This window comes from Micromonospora sp. NBC_01405 (assembly GCF_045040155.1).
GTDB lineage: Bacteria > Actinomycetota > Actinomycetes > Mycobacteriales > Micromonosporaceae > Micromonospora.
Map to the genome: position 1 here is coordinate 6,338,504 of NZ_CP109532.1, position 16,145 is coordinate 6,354,648.

Below are 16,145 nucleotides of genomic sequence, written 5' to 3' on the forward strand. Positions count from 1 at the left end.
CAGCGGCGCGGGGACCGGGCGCTGCGCCGTCTCGACGCACCATTATGGAGGGCGAGCCGGCGCTTGGGGAGCAGCGGCGCGCGTCAGAGGCGCGCGGGGATGCCCCGGCCCGCGGCGACGCGGCCCCGGCGCGGCTGCGCGAGCACTCCGGCGACCGTCGCGGCGAGCAGGGCGGCACGGTCGGGCATCTGGGTGACGTCCACCCACTCGGTGCGGGCGTGTGACCCGCCGCCCACCCCGCCGAGGCCGTCCAGGGTGGCCACGCCCAGCGACCCGGTGAAGTTCGCGTCGGACGCCCCGGCGGCGTGCGCGGCCTCCACCGGCGGCAGGCCCAGCTCCCGGCCCGCCCGCCGGGCGATCTCCAGCAGCGGCGTCGCCACCGACTCCTGCAGCGGGTACCGGTTGATCCCGCCGCCCACCACCAGCGCGGCGTCGGTCAGCCGGGGGGTCATCGCGTGGATCAACCGGTCCACCCGGTCGAGCTCCTCCCGGGTCCAGGCGCGCACGTCGACGCAGAACGTCGCCGACTCGGGCACCTGGTTGCTGATGCTGCCCGCGCTGAGCACCGTCGGCGTGACGCTGGTGCCCTCGGCGGCGAAGGCCCGCACGGCCAGCACCTGGTGGGCCAGTTCGACCGCCGCGTTCACCCCCCGGTGCGGCTCCACGCCTGCGTGCGCGGCCCGGCCGCGGATGGTGATCTCGTACATCGAGCCGCCCTTGCGGGCGACCTTGACCGCGCCCGTCTCCGTGGACGGCTCGCCCACCAGCACCGCCCGGGAGCGCCGGGCCTGCTGCTCGATCAGCGGCCGGGACGTCGGCGATCCGCTCTCCTCGTCGCAGGTGAGCAGCACCCCCACCCGGGAGGTGTCGGGCAGCAGCGACAGGGCGGTGACCATCTGGACGATGCCGGCCTTCATGTCGCACACCCCGGGGCCGGTGGCGATGCCGTCGGTGAGCGCGAAGGGCCAGTCCCGCACCGTCCCCTCCGGCCACACCGTGTCGTAGTGCCCGAGCAGCAGCACCCGCTGGTCGTCGGCCGGCCAGAGCAGGTGCGGCAGCCCGTCGCGCATCACCCGCACGGCGGGGCGGCCCAGGACCGGGCTGATCCAGCTCTCCAGCAGGTCGGCGCAGGCGTGCAGCTGACGTATCTCCCCGGGCGGGGATTCCTGGTGCACGAGTTGGCGAAGTCGGTCCACCAGGGCCCCGGCCTGTGCCAGGGCCCCCTGCCGCATGTCCATTGTGTCGACCATGGAGCCGATCGTGGCAGCGCCCCGTACGCAGCGGCAATACGCGTCCGTGCCCTGCTCGTGGCGCTCCGTGTCGACCCAGGTGTCGGTCCTGGGAACGGCACGCTGGGAGAGATCGCGGCCCGCGTCACCGGCCCGAACGGGGCACGCAGGAAGAAGCGCCCGGGCCGCCGGGCCGGCACCATGCGCAGCAGGACCGCGTTGCCGCCGGCCGCGGCCTGTCACGCCGAGGAGAGCATGTGGCACACATCGATCTGGGTCTGGACGAGGCGGAACACCCGGGGATCACCGGGCTCATGGGCTACCGACCGGAGACCGCCGTCGCGCTCAACGCGCTGGCCGAGGCGCTGCTGCACGCGCCGCACCCGACCCTCACGGCCGGGGAGCGGGAGCTGATCGCGGCGTACGTCTCCGGGCTCAACGACTGCACGTTCTGCTGCTCGTCGCACTCCGCGTTCGCCGCCGCCCAGCTCGACGGCGGCATGCCGCTGGTGCGGCAGGTCCGGGCGGACCTGGACGCGGCCGAGGTGTCGGCGAAGCTGCGCGGCCTGCTGCGGATCGCGGCGGCGGTGCAGGAGAGCGGGCGGAAGGTGAGCGCGGAGCTGGTCGACGCGGCCCGCGCCGAGGGCGCCACCGATCTGGAGATCCACGACGCGGTGCTGATCGCCGCCGCGTTCTGCATGTTCAACCGCTACGTCGACGGGCTCGGCACCCGGCTGCCGGAGGACCCGGCCGCCTACGAGGAGACCGCGCAGCGGATCAAGACCGGCGGGTACGTGGGCTCGGCCTGACCGGCGCGGGCACCGGCGGGCGCGGGGACGCGCCCGTCGGCACGGCGGGGCGCTACCGCGCGTTGTACGGCATGGTGGGGAACCAGCCGTAGTCGAACATGGCGGGCAGCCGCACGTCCCAGTAGACGACCATGAACACGCCCAGCGCGATCAGCAGCGCCCCGGTCACCGCGGCGGTGCGGGTGGGACTGCCGGCCAGCCACTGGATGAACCGGCCCCGGGTGGCCACGATGATCAGCGCGAACAGCGCGGCGACGATGGCGATGTTGCCCAGCGACTGGAGCACGAACGCGCCCGCGCCGTAGAGCGGGTTCCCGGTGTCCACCGCCCAGTGGAACAGCTTGTTGAACAGCGGGTACGGCCGGCCGATGAGGAACCCGCCGACCAGCGCGCCGAGCACCACGACCCGGGCGACCGGGCGGTGCGCGAACGGGTCGGGCAGCGTCCCGAGCGCGGCCAGCCCGAGGTAGACGAAGGCCAGCCCGATCACGCCGAAGACGACCATCGACTGGATCAGGCGCACCGGCAGCCCGCCGACCGTGTCGGTGGACAACTGCGGCAGCCGGTCGCCGAGCAGCACGCCGACGAAGCCGTACACCGCGGAGACCGCCACCATCCCGACGGTGAGCCAGCCGACCGGCCGCAGCAGCCCGCGCAGCCCGGCCCGGGTGGCCCCGGCGCCGCCGGCCTGGCTCATCGGGCCGACCGCGGCGGCCATGGCGATGTTGCACGCCGTGAACGTGCCGGCCAGGCCGGAGACGAACGCGAACACCAGGCCCGCGACGGTGCCGCCGATGGCGGTGGCCTTCGCGTCGTGGCCCAGCAGGGCGTTGGCGACGTTGTCACCGATCACGTGGTCGACGAACTCGTACGACCACAGCACCGCGAGCAGGACTCCCGCCGCGACGCCGCCCAGGACGATCCGCCCGCGCGCCCGCGGGTGGGTGTGCGCGGCGACGTGGACCGCGCCTGCGCTGCCGGTGACAGTCATGGATGGATTGTGGGGACGGGCCCGCCCGTTGGCTTCTTCGATATTGCCGAATTCGCACCGGGCCCGACGGCAGCCGTGGCGGTAGAACGGCAACCTCGAACAAGCGTTCCACCTACCGCATCGTCCATCGTGGACGCATGTCGGTCACCCCGCATCAGTGGCGCCGCGTCCGAACCTCCGTGCCCGTCGTCCTGGGGCGGCTGCTCGACCTCGTCGAGGACGCCCCGCCCGACCGGGCCGCCACCGCGCACTGGACGGTGGCCGACACCATGGCCCATGTGTGCGGCGTCGCCGCGATGGGCCTGTCCCTCGTCCGGGAGACCCCGCCCGACCTTCCGGTGCCCGGCCTGCTCGACCTGCGTCGCCGCACCACGGTCGACACCATCTCGGTGATGAACGCCGAGGTGCTGCGGCAGTTCACCGAGCGGCGCCTGCCGGTCCTGGCCGACCGGCTGCGCGCCGACGTCGAGGAGGTGCTGCGGGCGGTCGGGGAGACCGGGCCGGAGCACGAGGTGTCCTGGCTGGGCGGCGCGCGGCTACCGGTCACCGGGCTGCTGGCCCACCTGCTCAACGAGCTGAACATCCACGCCTGGGACATCGCCCGGGCGCTCGGGAGGCGATGGGTCATCGACCCCGCCGACGCCGCGCTCTTCGTCGACCTGTTCCTGGTCGACCTGACCCGCCGCAGCTACGGCCGGCTGCTGGACCGCGACGCCCCGGCGCGCCCGGGACGGATCTCGGTGAACTTCCGGCACCGCTTCGGCCCGGAGGTGACTTTGGCCCTGGTCGACGGGCGGGTGTCGGTGGGACCGCCGGACCCGCGCCCGGACGTCCGGCTCTCCTTCGACCCGGCCACCTTCACCCTGATGCTGTTCGGGCGGGTGCACCGGGTGCGTGCGGTGCTCGCCCGCAAGCTGTCCGTCGGCGGGCGGCGGCCCTGGTTGCTGCCCGTCTTCCTGCGGACCATGCGGATGCCGTCCTGAGCCGAGGGCCGTGGCGTCCCCCGGAACCGGCTCCGGGGCACCCCCGCAATACGGAAGAAGTGTCCGCGCGGCAGCCGGTGCGACCGTGAGGGGGACAAGGTCCACGGACCGGAGAGCCTTCAAGGAGGAAATGGTGACGATCACTGAGACCCCCACGCGCGAGGAGATCCTCCGCCGGGTCGCCAAGGCCGAGCCGGTGCTCCGGGAGCACATCGCGTGGTCGGAGGAGAACCGGCGGCTGCACGAGGCGACGGTCGAGGCGATGGCCGAGGCGGGCATCTTCCGGATGCGGGTGCCCAAGCGGTACGGCGGCTACGAGTGCGACGGCGCCACCCTGGTCGAGGTCGGCGCGGCGCTGGGCCGCATCGACGGCTCGGTGGCCTGGGTGGCGATGGTCAACTGGATTCCCACGTACCTGGTCTGCATGTTCCCCGACGAGGTGCAGGACGAGGTGTTCTCGACCCCGGACGTGCGGGTCTGCGGCACCAACGCCCCCAAGGGCACCATGGTTCCGGTCGAGGGCGGGTACCTCCTCAACGGCCGCTGGCCCTTCGTCAGCGGCGCGCACCACGCGCACTGGATGGAGGCCGCGGCCGTCATCCTGCGCGACGGCGCCGAGCCGGAGCCGGTTATGACCATGGTCCCGATGTCGGACATGGAACTGGTCGACGACTGGCACACCACCGGGCTGCGCGGCTCCGGCAGCATCACCACGGTGGCCACGGACGTCTTTCTCCCCGCCGAGCGGGTCATCCCGCTGGGGGCCGCGCTCGGTCCGGACACCCTGTCCGAGACCAACCGGAACATTCCCATCTACTCCACCCCGGCCACCCTGGTCGCCGCCGTCTCCGGCGCCGGCATGCTCGCCGGCCTGGCCAAGGCGGCGTGGGACAGCTTCTTCGAGCGGCTGCCCGACCGGAAGATCATCTACACCGAGTACCCGAGCCAGGCCGAGGCCCCGCTGACCCACCTGCGGGTCGGCTCCGCCGCCCACAAGATCGACCAGGCGTTGTTCCACGCCCGGCGGATCGCCGAGGTCGTCGACCACAAGGCGTTCAGCGGCGAGGCGTGGACCGTCGAGGAGCGGGTCCGGGCACGCGCCGACCAGGGCGAGGCGGCCCGCCTGGCCAAGGAGGTCGCCGACATCTTCCAGATGGCCAGCGGCGGCACCTCCATCTACAGCGACGTGCCGATCCAGCGCATCGTGCGGGACATCACCTCCGCCGCGCTGCACGGCCTCGTCGTCCCGGACGTCAACACCGAGCTGTACGGCCGGGTGCTGTGCGGGCTGGAGCCCAACACCCTCTACCTGTGACGCCTCGCGTCGCGGGGCTCTCCCACCGCCGCTGGTGGGAGGGCCCCGGGCGCCTGCGTCCGGACCGGGGCGGGGCCGCCGCCGGTCACTGTCCCGATGCGCGTGCGTACGACGCCCGACGCGTCGCCGCCGTCAGGGTATGGCGGTGGGGGAGGGCGTCGCGGTGCCGCCCCTCGGCGCCTCGGGGGTCATCAGGCGGACGATCTCCTCCCGGTCTGCGGCCGACGGCAGGCCCCAGTCCGGGCGGTAGCCGTAGACCTCCCGCAGCGGCGTGGAGGAGGTCCGGCCGCCGAGGATCTCCACCGCGTCGGCGTCGATCAGCCCGGGGTGCTCCACCCCGCACGCCTCCGCGACCTTGACCAGGTCCCGCCGCAGCGTCCGCAGGTAGTTCGCCGCTCGCACCGACTTCGACACCGGGTCCAGGCCCCGGGCCAGCCACGGGTTCTGGGTGGCGACCCCGGTCGGGCAGGTGTCGGTGTGGCACTTCTGCGCCTGGATGCAGCCGATCGCCAGCATCGCCTCCCGGCCGACGTTGACCATGTCGCAGCCGAGCGCGAACGCCACCACCGCATTGTCCGGCAGGCCCAGCTTGCCGGCGCCGACGAAGACGACCTGCTCGTGCAGGCCCTGCTCGGCGAAGACCTTGTACACCCGGGAGAAGCCCTGCTGGAACGGCAGCGACACCGAGTCGGTGAAGATCAGCGGGGCGGCGCCGGTGCCGCCCTCGCCGCCGTCGACGGTGACGAAGTCGACCCCGCGGCCGGTGTCGCGCATCAGGGTGGTCAGCTCCTCCCAGAAACCGAGGTCACCGACGGCGGACTTGATCCCCACCGGCAGGCCGGTCTCGGCGGCCAGCAGTTCCACCCAGTCCAGCAGGCTGTCGCAGTCGGAGAACTCGGCGTGCCGGGACGGGCTGACGCAGTCCCGGCCCTGCGGGATGCCCCGGGTCGCGGCGATCTCCGCCGACACCTTCGCCGCCGGCAACAGCCCGCCCAGGGTCGGTTTGGCGCCCTGGCTGAGCTTGACCTCCAGCGCCCGTACCGGCGCGCCGGCGACCAGGTCCCTGAGCCGGGCGAGGTCGAACCGGCCGTGCTCGTCGCGGCAGCCGAAGTACGCGGTGCCGAGCTGGAACACCAGCTCCCCACCCCGCCGGTGGTACGGGGACAGGCCCCCCTCGCCGGTGTTCTGCAGGCAACCGGCCAGGGCCGCCCCCCGGTTGAGGGCCGCCACGGCGTTGCCGGACAGCGATCCGAAGCTCATCCCGGAGACGTTGACCACCGACTCCGGCCGGAAGGCCCGCGCCCGTCCCCGGGCCGCCCCGAGCACCTTGGCGCACGGCAGCCGTACGTCGTGCCCGGCCGTCGGCGACGACGGCGGCACCGTCCGGCCGAACGTACGGTGCTTGATGATCGCGTACCCGGCGGTGTACTCGATGTCGTTGTCGGTGCCGAACCCGAAGTAGTTGTTCTCCTGCTTCGCCGAGGCGTACACCCAGCGCCGCTGGTCGCGCGTGAACGGCCGCTCCTCGTTGTTGCCGGCCACGATGTACTGCCGCAACTCCGGCCCGATCGACTCCAGCAGGTACCGGGCCCGACCGATCACCGGGAAGTTGCGCAGCAGCGCGTGGTCACGCTGCAGGACGTCACGGGCGGCCAGCGCCGCGACGGCGGCGGCGACGGCGGGCACGGTTCGACGGACCCATCTCATGCCGTCAGTCTCCCCGGGGTCGCCGGATTTCGCACGGCCGGCGAGTCCCGTCCGCCTGGGACGCATGCCGACCCGGCGGCCCGGCCTCGGTGTGACGGCGCATTTGCGAACACTGCGCTGGTGCAGACGCCGCAGATGCGGGGATCTGGTGAGCTTTCGGGCCGCATCGGCGGCACGGTATAGTGCCCTCCGTGACGGTGTTCCGGATCGGCGAGGCGGCCGAACTTCTCGGCGTCAGCACCGACACGGTGCGGCGCTGGGTCGACGCCGGCCGCCTCGCCGCCACCCGCGACGAGCACGGCCACCGGGTGCTCGACGGCGCCGACCTGGCCGCGTTCGTCCGCGCCGCGGCTGCCGCGCCCGAGGAGCACGCCGAGCTGTCGTCGGCCCGCAACCGGCTGCGCGGCATCGTCACCGCCGTGGTGAAGGACGCCGTGATGGCCCAGGTCGACATCCAGGCCGGGCCGTTCCGGATCGTGTCGCTGATGAGCCGCGAGGCGGTCGACGACCTGGGCCTCCAGGTCGGCTCGGTCGCCGTCGCGGTGATCAAGTCGACCACGGTCGTGGTGGAACGGCCGGCCCCGCACCCCTCGCGAGGAAGGACCGGCCCGTGACCGCACGCGGGAACCCGGGGACCCGACGGACCCGCACCGCCCTGACCGGGGCGGTCGCCCTGGCCCTCGCCGTCACCGGCTGCGCCGGCGGCTCCGATCCGTCCGCGAGTGGCGACGGGGTGCGTGGCCCGGTCACCGTCTTCGCGGCGGCGTCACTGACCGAGTCGTTCACCCGGCTGGGCGCCGAGTTCGAGGCCGCCCACCCGGGCACGACGGTCACCTTCAGCTTCGCCGGCAGCTCCGCCCTGGCCACCCAGGTCAACCAGGGCGCGCCCGCCGACGTGTTCGCCGCCGCGTCCCCGGCCACCATGCGTACGGTCACCGACGCCGGCAACGCCGACGGCCCCCCGGTCACCTTCGCCCGTAACCAGCTCGTCATCGCCGTGGCGGAGGGCAATCCGCGGTCGGTGGCCGGGCTGGCCGACCTGACCCGGCCCGGGACGAAGGTCGCGCTGTGCGCCCCGCAGGTGCCCTGCGGGGCGGCGGCCCGCACCGCCCTCGACGCCGCCGGCGTGCCGCTCACCCCGGTCACCCTCGAACAGGACGTCAAGGGCGCGCTGTCCAAGCTGCGCCTCGGCGAGGTCGACGCCGCGCTGGTCTACCGCACCGACGCCGCCGCCGCGTCCGAGGTGGACGCCGTGGAGTTCCCCGAGTCCGCCGAGGCCGTCAACGACTACCCGATCGTCGTGCTTCGACAGGCCGGCAACCCGGCCGCAGCCCGGGAGCTCGTCGCGTACGTGCGGTCCGAGCGGGGCCGCGCCGCGCTGACCGCCGCCGGGTTCCAGCCCCCGCGGGCCTGACCCCGGTGGTACGAGCCCGCCCGGCGACACCGCGCCGCCGCGTCCCCGGGCGGCGGATGCCCGTCGCCCTGTTCGTCCCGGCCGGGCTCGGGCTGATCTTCCTCGTGCTGCCCCTCGCCGGGCTGCTCGCCCGCGCTCCGTGGGCCACCCTGCCGCAGCGGCTGGCCGCGCCGGGGGTGCTCACCGCGCTGCGGCTGTCCCTGCTCACCGCCACGGTCGCCACGCTGGTCTGCGTCGTCCTCGGCGTGCCCCTGGCGTGGCTGCTGGCCAGGCTGGAGTTCCCCGGCCGGCGGTTGGTCCGGGCGCTGGTCACCGTGCCGCTGGTGCTCCCGCCGGTGGTCGGCGGCGTCGCTCTGCTGCTGGTCTTCGGGCGGCGTGGCCTGCTCGGCGGCTGGCTCGACGCCACCTTCGGGATCACCCTGCCGTTCACCACCGCCGGGGTCGTCCTCGCCGAGGCGTTCGTGGCCATGCCGTTCCTGGTCATCGCCGTCGAGGGCGCGCTGCGCGGCGCCGACGTCCGGTACGAGGAGGCCGCCGCCACCCTCGGGGCCGGCCGGTGGACCACCTTCACGCACGTCACCCTGCCGCTGGTCGCCCCCGGCGTGGCCGCCGGGGCGATGCTGTGCTGGGCCCGCGCCCTCGGCGAGTTCGGCGCCACCATCACCTTCGCCGGCAACTTCCCGGGCCGTACCCAGACCATGCCCCTGGCCGTGTACCTGGCCCTGGAGACCGACCTGGAGGCCGCGATCGTGCTCAGCCTCGTCCTGCTCACCGTCTCCGTGGCCATCCTCGCCGGGCTGCGCGACAAGTGGACGGCCGGCCTGTGACCGCCGCCGCCGGTTCGGACGCCGGCGACCCCGTCCCGCCGCCTGCTGGGCCGGGCGCCGGCGACCCCGTCCCGCCGTTGCTGGACGCCCACCTCGTCGCCGACCGGGGCGGCTTCCACCTCGATGTCGCCCTGCGGGTCCGCGCCGGGGAGGTGGTGGCGCTGCTCGGGCCCAACGGCGCCGGCAAGACCACCGCGCTGCGCGTGCTGGCCGGCCTGCACCCGCTGACCGCCGGCCACCTCACCCTCGCCGGGGCCGACCTCGACCGCCCCGACCGCCGGGCGTGGACCCCGCCGGAGCGCCGCCCGGTCGGCGTCGTCTTCCAGGACTACCTGCTCTTCCCACACCTGAGCGCCCGGGACAACGTCGCCTTCGGCCCGCGCCGGCACGGCGCCGACCGGCGGGCCGCCCGGGCCGTCGCCGACGCCTGGCTGGCCCGGGTCGGCCTCGCCGAGCACGCCCGGCGCCGGCCCCGGCAGCTCTCCGGCGGGCAGGCGCAGCGGGTCGCGCTGGCCCGGGCCCTCGCCGTCGATCCCACCCTGCTGCTGCTCGACGAGCCGCTCGCCGCCCTCGACGCCCGCACCCGCCTGGACACCCGCGCCGAGCTGCACCGCCACCTCGCCGCCCACCCGGGCGCGACCGTGCTGGTCACCCACGACCCCCTCGACGCGCTGGTGCTCGCCGACCGGCTGGTCATCGTGGAGGACGGGCTGGTCGTCCAGACCGGCGACGCGGCCACCGTCACCGCCCGCCCCCGCACCGACTACGTCGCCCGCCTGGTCGGGCTGAACCTGCACCGGGGCCACGCCGACGGCCACCGGGTCCGGGTCGGCGGGCTGACCCTCACCGCCGTCGACAGCGTGGCCGGCGAGGCGTTCGTGGCGTTCCCGCCGGCCGCCGTGGCGCTGCACCCCGCCCGGCCCGACGGTAGCCCCCGCAACACCTGGGAAGCCACCGTCGCCGGGGTGCAGCGGCACGGCGACAACCTGCGCGTCCAGCTCGACGGGCCGCTGCCCGTCGCCGCCGACGTCACCCCGGCCGCCGCCGCGCAGCTCCGGCTGGTCCCGGGCCTGGCGGTGTGGGCGGCGGTCAAGGCCGCCGAGACCCGCGCGTACCCGGTGGGTCGCTGACCTGCCGCTGACCCGGACACTGGCCGGGGTGGGGGTGGCGGTCCACCCGGAGGGGGAACCCGGCACCCGTTGACCCTCGACGATCTCGCCGTCGCCGTGGAGCGTGACGACCGGGCGATGGTGCTGTTCATGTCCGATACCGGCTACCTCATCTGCGAGGTGATCCGGCCGGGCGGCGGAGAGCCGGGCGGCGCGTTGAGCCACGAGCGGTGGTCCCGGCCGGACTGGCTGCCCGGCCCGGTGCAGCGGCTCCTACTCACGTCCTCGGAGTCCGAAGGCGGGGACGTCACGGTCGGCGGCCGGGTCAGCGCCCGGGTGCACCGGCTGGTGCTCGACCACGGCGACGGGCGGACGACCACCACCGCCCGGATCTCCCGGGGCGCGTTCGGGCTGGTCACCCACGCCGCTCCCGTCACCTGGCGGGCCGAGCTGGTCAGCTATGACGCCGCCGGCGGGGAGCTGGACCGCCGCCGGCTGTTCCGCCCGTCGGACTGGTTCGACCACTGCTACGCCACCCCGTCCGGTGAGGTCGTCTACGGCCCGGCCGGTGCGGACTGCCGACCTGCGGAACGCTGGGCCCGGTAGCCGCCGTCCTGTCCGTAGTCCCCGGCCCGAAGGCAGTGCTGCGGACATCCGGCCTCCTCATCACGAGAACGGGCATCCGTGGAACTCCAGAGCCCCGGCGAGGTCGTGGGCCTCCGGCTTGGTGGGGCCCAGGGGATGCGCGCGCTGCCGGCACCATCGGCCCCTGCCGGGTCGGCCTTCGCCGGGTTGGTCTTCGCCGGGTCGGCCTATCCTCCGTTGGCCCCTATGGAGCTGCCCCGTTTGTGCTGTCGATGGAGCGGGAGCGTGGACGGGGCAGCTCCATAGGAGCCGAAGGGCAGGTCCCGACCGGGTGCGGGCGCGGTTGTCCGGCCGCCGCCCGACTGCCCGGCGTACGGGGCGGCGTGGGGCGGCCGACGTTCTCGGAGCATTCGCTGGAGAGGGGGCGCAGCGCAGGTCCGGTCAGACCGAGCTCTGGCCAAGTAGCCCGGCCGGCAGCAGAGCGGCTGGAAACTACGGCCACCCCGCCGGGCCCCGGTCGAGCGGCCGGGGTCCGGCGGGGCCGGCCCGTCGCCGAGGGAGGTACGCCTCGACGACGGGCCGGAGCCGGGTCAGCTCGCGGTGCAGGAGGGGGTGCCCGCCGGTGGGGTGCCGACGCCCTGGAAGCCGAACTCGGTCGACTGCCCGGCGGTGAGCCGGCCGTTGTAGGCGACGTTGGCGAACCGGACCGTTCCGGTGGTGCCGCTGCTCTGCGCGTTCCACGCGTTGGTGACCGCCGTGCCCGACGGCAATGTGACGGTGGCCGCCCAGCCGTTGGTGCCGGACGAGCCGGCCGTCACCCGGACCGTCGCCACGAAGCCTCCGGTCCAGGTCTGCAGGGACAGCGAAGCCGTGCAGCCCGCGCCGGGCGGCGGGGTGGTCGGGGGAGGAGTGGTCGGCGGGGGCGTGGTGGGCGGGGGCGTGGTCGGGATCGGCGTGCCGCTGTTCAGCGCGTCCAGGGTGGCGGTGTACGCGGCCTTCTTGTTGCCGTTGCCGTCGAACAGCAGCGGGGTGCCGCTGGCCCGCCAGGAGTCGGTGTCCCGGATGCCCCACACCGAGATGCCGGTGCAGCGGGACACCGCCAGGCACGCCCTGACGACGGTCGCGTACGAGTTGGCCTGCGCCGTGCCGGAGCCCTCGATGTCCAGCTCGGTGATCTGCACGTCGAGCCCGAGGTTGGCGAACCGTTGCAGGTTCGCCTGGTAGTCGCCGGGCACCGGGGAGGCGCTGTTGAAGTGGGACTGGAACCCGACGCAGTCGATCGGCACACCCCGGGCCTTGAAGTCGGAGACCATCGCGTACACCGCGTTGGACTTCGCGTTCTGCCCGTCGGTGTTGTAGTCGTTGTAGCAGAGCTTCGCGCTCGGGTCGGCGGTGCGGGCGGCGCGGAACGCCACCTCGATCCAGTCGTTGCCGGTGCGCTGGAGGTTCGAGTCGCGCCGGGCGCCGTTGCCGCCGTCGGCGAACGCCTCGTTCACCACGTCCCAGGAGTGGATCTTTCCCTTGTAGTGGGTGGCGACCTGGGTGACGTGGTTGACCATCGCCGAGCGCAGCGCGCTGCCGCTGAGGTTCTGCGCCCAGCCGGGCTGCTGCGAGTGCCAGGCCAGCGCGTGGCCCCGGACCCGCATGCCGTTGGCCTGGGCGTGGCTGACGATGCGGTCGGCGCTGGTGTAGGTGAACTGGCCCTGGGACGGCTCGGTCGCGTCCCACTTCATCTCGTTCTCGGGGGTGACCATGTTGAACTCGCGGTTCAGGATCCCGACGTACGTGGAATCCGACAACTTGTTCGCGGCCACCGCGGTGCCGAAGTAGCGGCCCTTCTCGGCCGCCGAGGTGGCGAGGGTGGTGCCGGCGCTGGCCGCGGTGGCCAGCGCCAGCACCATACCGGCGGCCACCGTGCCGACGGTGGCGGAGACCAGCGCCGCGCGTCGGTCCGGTCGAACCCTGGCGCTTCCGCGGTCGCGTGCTGTTGAGCTGCTCATGCCTGACTGCCCTCCGGGGGATCGAAGTCGTCGCGCGGCCGACGACATCAGCGACTTTCGATACATGCTATCGAGAAGTTTCGGAAAGCTCTAGCCCGACATCCGCCGGTCATGCGTGGCCAGCGAGGCCGAAAGTTTCGGAACCCTGCCGGCGGACGGGCCGGTCAGAGCACCTGGGACAGGAAGCGGCGCAGCCGGGGATGCTCGGGACGCTCGAAGATCGCCGCCGGCTCGCCGGCCTCCAGCACCACCCCGCCGTCCATGAACGCCACGGTGTCGGCGACCTCGCGGGCGAAGCCCATCTCGTGGGTCACCACCACCATGGTCATGCCGCCCGCCGACAGCTCCGCCATGATGCCCAGCACCCCCTTGACCAGCTCCGGGTCCAGGGCCGAGGTCGCCTCATCGAAGAGCATCACCTGCGGCTGCAACGCCAGCGCCCGGGCGATGGCCACCCGCTGCTGCTGCCCGCCGGACAGGTGCGCCGGCCGGGCGTCGGCCCGGCCGGCCAGCCCGACCCGCTCCAGCTGGGCACGGGCCACCTGCGCGGCCTCGTCCTCGCCGAGCCGCTTGAGCCGCCGCAGCGCCAGGGTGATGTTGCGCAGGACCGTCATGTGCGGGAAGAGGTTGAACTGCTGGAACACCATGCCGACCCGCTGACGCAGCGCGTCCGGGTCGTCGCCCAGCACGCTGCGCCCGTCCAGCAGCACGTCCCCGCGGTCCGGCTCGATGAGCCGGTTGATCGTGCGCAGCAGGGTGGACTTTCCCGACCCGGACGGCCCGATGACGCAGGCCGTGCCACCCCGGCCGACGTCCAGGCTCGCGCCCCGCAGCACCCGGTTGGCGCCGAAGGCGAGGTGCACGTCCCGCACGTTCAGGCTCACCGGGGTCGTCGTGCCGGTCGAGGTGCTCATCGCTCGTCCTTTCCCGTGTTCGCGCGGGTGGCGGCGTCGCCGGGCAGCGCGTTTCGCCCGGCGAGCGCCAGCGCGTCGTCGTCCTCGGCCGCCGTGGCCGGCCGGCCCTGCCGCAGCCGCCGGTCGATCCAGTTCACCGCGTGGGTCAGCGGCACGGTCAGCGTCAGGTAGAACAGGCCCGCCAGCAGCAGCGCCGACTCGTTGCCGGTGGTCGCCGCGTGGTCCTGCCCGATCCGGAACAGCTCCCGCTGGCTGGCCACCAGGCCGAGGAAGTAGACGAGGCTGGAGTCCTTGATCAGGGCGATGAGCTGGTTCACCCAGGCCGGCAGCACCCGGCGGACCCCCTGCGGGATGATCACCAGCCGCATCGCCTCGCCCCAGGAGAACCCCAGCGCCCGGGCCCCCTCCAGCTGGGCGGCCTCCACGCTCTGGATACCAGCCCGGAAGATCTCCCCGATGTACGCCGCCGCGATCAGTGACAGCGCCAGGATGCCCAGCGGGTACGGGTTCGGTCCCCACACCTGCATGCCCAGCGGCGCCAGGCCGACGCCGATGAGCAGGATCGTCGCCGCCGCCGGCAGGCCGCGGAAGACGTCCGTGTACACCCGCGCCGGCCAGCGCAACCACCGGGTACGCGAGATGCCCGCGACCGCCAGCAGCATGCCCAGCAGCGAGCCGAGCAGGGCGGCCGAGATCGCCAGGATCAGCGTGTTGGGCAGCCCGACGGTCAGCATCTCGGGCAGCGCCGCACGCATGGAGTCCCAGTCGAAGAAGGTCTCCCACAGGGTGCTCAGTGGATCCATCAGTCGTCTTCCCGTCCGCCCCGCTCGCTGGTCATCCGTACCGTCGGCTCGTCGTCGCCCGTGCCGTCACGCCCGCGTACTCAGGACGACGCCGACGCCGACGGCGCGGCAGACCCGGACGGGGCCGCCGACGCGCCCGGCCCCGGCCCCGGCGCCGAGCCGCTGCCCGGCCTGAAGTCCGCCGGGACCGGCCGGCCCGGGTAGTACTGCTCCTGCAACCGGCTCCACGTGCCGTCGGCGATGACCTCGTCGAGGCCCTTGTCCAGTGCCCCGCGCAGCGCGTCGTTGCCCTTGGCCACCGCGTACGCGGTCGGGGTGGGGCTGAGCTGCTTCGCGGCCACCGTGATCTTCCCGCCGCTGTCGGCGGCGGACTTCTCGCCGATCTCGGCCGGGGCGATCCAGGCGTCGGCGGTGCCGGCCCTGAGCTGGTTGAGCGCTCCGTTGTAGTCCGGCACCCGCACCGGGTCCAGCTTCTGGCCGGTGGCGTAGTCGTCCTGCACGGTGCCCTGCACGACCACCACCCGCTTGCCGTCGAGCTGGTCGAACCCGGTGATCGGGGATCCGGCCGGGACGTCCAGTCCGAAGTAGCCGAAGTCGTAGCCGTTGCCGAAGTCGACGGTCTTCTTCCGCGCCTCGGTGATGGTGATCGAGGAGCTGCCCACGTCGAACTTGCGGTTGTTGACCTGCGACAGCAGCGCGGAGAAGTCGGTGCCGACGAACTCCACCCTCAGGCCGATCTTGTCCGCGACCGCAGTGAGCAGGTCGTTGTCGAAGCCGGTGAACTTTCCGTCCTTCAGGTACACGTTCGGCGGCGCGTCGGTGAGGGTGCCGGCCCGCAGCACGCCGGGCTGGACCAGGCCGTACGGGTTGTCGGCGGCGGCCGAGGTGTCGTCGCCGCAGGCGGTGAGGGTGGCAGCGCCGACGACGGCCGCGACGCCCAGCGCGGCGAACCTGGTCAGGGCAGGGAGGAATCGCACAGGTGTCTCCTGGGATGAGGGCGGCGCGCGGACAGCACGCCGCCGGACGCGGCACGCCGACGGGCGGCCGCGGAAGGGGGCTACTACGGAAGAGGGGAGGCGCTCAGCGCGCCGCGTGACGGCGACAGCCGTCGCTGCACACCCGCATCAGATCCACGTGCCGGCGCCTGACCAGCGCGGGACGGGATGGTGACGCGGCCGGTGCCGAGCCGGCGGCAGTCGGGGCGCAAGGACGAGCAGACATGGTTCTCCAAGGTCGGTGTTGACCTGGGGACCAGGCCACGCTTGCACCGGTGACACTCCGGTGCCTGGTCTTCACCCGGGGCACCCCACCGCGGAGGAGGGTTGCCGGCCAGCGAGCCGGGGCTTGACGCTGGCGCTCATGACCTGGTGGAAAGCCTAGCAACGGCACCGGGCCGGGCGTCCAGTCGTTATGACAACGCTCACCCCGGCCGACCCGTCGGACGTCGCCCCTCGCCGCA

15 protein-coding genes and 1 riboswitch are annotated in these 16,145 nt (G+C 73.8%); of the genes, 8 read left to right on the forward strand and 7 right to left on the reverse strand.

The window, feature by feature from the left end:
- Window positions 1–83: 83 nt before the first annotated feature.
- Window positions 84–1,250, reverse strand: a complete 1,167-nt coding sequence (locus OG559_RS27285; RefSeq protein WP_405108826.1) for a M20/M25/M40 family metallo-hydrolase — start codon at window positions 1,248–1,250, stop codon at window positions 84–86.
- Between the two features lie 236 nt (window positions 1,251–1,486).
- Here OG559_RS27285 and OG559_RS27290 point away from each other — a divergent pair, with 236 nt between their 5' ends.
- Window positions 1,487–2,038 (forward strand): carboxymuconolactone decarboxylase family protein, encoded by a 552-nt coding sequence (locus OG559_RS27290; protein WP_405108828.1) that lies wholly within the window; start codon window positions 1,487–1,489, stop codon window positions 2,036–2,038.
- Window positions 2,039–2,090: 52 nt separating this feature from the next.
- Here the strand turns inward: OG559_RS27290 and OG559_RS27295 are convergent, their stop codons facing one another.
- Entirely contained in the window at window positions 2,091–3,029 is a 939-nt protein-coding gene (locus OG559_RS27295; protein WP_405108831.1) for a hypothetical protein, read from the reverse strand.
- A gap of 137 nt (window positions 3,030–3,166) precedes the next feature.
- Here OG559_RS27295 and OG559_RS27300 point away from each other — a divergent pair, with 137 nt between their 5' ends.
- Together OG559_RS27300 and OG559_RS27305 are read left to right on the forward strand one after the other, a co-directional pair.
- The gene (locus OG559_RS27300) at window positions 3,167–4,012 is read left to right on the forward strand and encodes a maleylpyruvate isomerase family mycothiol-dependent enzyme (RefSeq protein WP_405108834.1); all 846 of its coding nucleotides are present in this window, start codon (window positions 3,167–3,169) and stop codon (window positions 4,010–4,012) included.
- 130 nt (window positions 4,013–4,142) lie between these two features.
- On the forward strand, window positions 4,143–5,327 hold the full coding sequence (locus OG559_RS27305) for an acyl-CoA dehydrogenase family protein (RefSeq protein ID WP_405108837.1): 1,185 nt from the start codon (window positions 4,143–4,145) through the stop codon (window positions 5,325–5,327).
- 132 nt (window positions 5,328–5,459) lie between these two features.
- Here the strand turns inward: OG559_RS27305 and OG559_RS27310 are convergent, their stop codons facing one another.
- Window positions 5,460–7,034: a glutamate synthase-related protein gene (locus OG559_RS27310; RefSeq protein ID WP_405108840.1), complete on the reverse strand. Its 1,575-nt coding sequence runs from the start codon at window positions 7,032–7,034 to the stop codon at window positions 5,460–5,462.
- Between the two features lie 191 nt (window positions 7,035–7,225).
- On the opposite strand from OG559_RS27310, the gene OG559_RS27315 reads away from it, so the two are divergent.
- From OG559_RS27315 to OG559_RS27335, 5 genes are all read left to right on the forward strand, one after another.
- Window positions 7,226–7,648, forward strand: a complete 423-nt coding sequence (locus OG559_RS27315; RefSeq protein WP_405108843.1) for a molybdopterin-binding protein — start codon at window positions 7,226–7,228, stop codon at window positions 7,646–7,648.
- Window positions 7,645–8,448: a molybdate ABC transporter substrate-binding protein gene (gene modA, locus OG559_RS27320; RefSeq protein ID WP_405108845.1), complete on the forward strand. Its 804-nt coding sequence runs from the start codon at window positions 7,645–7,647 to the stop codon at window positions 8,446–8,448. Before OG559_RS27315 ends, modA begins: the two co-directional genes overlap by 4 nt.
- Window positions 8,445–9,275, forward strand: a complete 831-nt coding sequence (locus tag OG559_RS27325) for an ABC transporter permease (RefSeq protein WP_405117014.1) — start codon at window positions 8,445–8,447, stop codon at window positions 9,273–9,275. Before modA ends, OG559_RS27325 begins: the two co-directional genes overlap by 4 nt.
- A gap of 77 nt (window positions 9,276–9,352) precedes the next feature.
- Window positions 9,353–10,405 (forward strand): ABC transporter ATP-binding protein, encoded by a 1,053-nt coding sequence (locus tag OG559_RS27330; protein ID WP_405117016.1) that lies wholly within the window; start codon window positions 9,353–9,355, stop codon window positions 10,403–10,405.
- Between the two features lie 69 nt (window positions 10,406–10,474).
- A complete protein-coding gene (locus OG559_RS27335; RefSeq protein ID WP_405108848.1) occupies window positions 10,475–10,990 on the forward strand; it encodes a hypothetical protein in 516 nt (171 codons plus the stop codon).
- Window positions 10,991–11,559: 569 nt separating this feature from the next.
- Here the strand turns inward: OG559_RS27335 and OG559_RS27340 are convergent.
- The 4 genes from OG559_RS27340 to OG559_RS27355 all read right to left on the reverse strand — a co-directional run bounded on the left by OG559_RS27340 (window position 11,560) and on the right by OG559_RS27355 (window position 15,663).
- Window positions 11,560–12,969, reverse strand: coding sequence for an endo-1,4-beta-xylanase (locus tag OG559_RS27340; protein WP_405108851.1), 1,410 nt, complete (start codon window positions 12,967–12,969; stop codon window positions 11,560–11,562).
- A 164-nt stretch (window positions 12,970–13,133) separates the two neighbouring features.
- Complete coding sequence (locus OG559_RS27345) at window positions 13,134–13,883, reverse strand: amino acid ABC transporter ATP-binding protein (protein ID WP_405108854.1); 750 nt, start codon at window positions 13,881–13,883, stop codon at window positions 13,134–13,136.
- A complete protein-coding gene (locus tag OG559_RS27350; protein WP_405108856.1) occupies window positions 13,880–14,686 on the reverse strand; it encodes an amino acid ABC transporter permease in 807 nt (268 codons plus the stop codon). Before OG559_RS27350 ends, OG559_RS27345 begins: the two co-directional genes overlap by 4 nt.
- 80 nt (window positions 14,687–14,766) lie before the next feature.
- The gene (locus OG559_RS27355) at window positions 14,767–15,663 is read right to left on the reverse strand and encodes an ABC transporter substrate-binding protein (RefSeq protein WP_405108859.1); all 897 of its coding nucleotides are present in this window, start codon (window positions 15,661–15,663) and stop codon (window positions 14,767–14,769) included.
- A gap of 276 nt (window positions 15,664–15,939) precedes the next feature.
- Window positions 15,940–16,051, reverse strand: a riboswitch (SAM riboswitch).
- Between the last annotated feature and the right edge of the window lie 94 nt (window positions 16,052–16,145).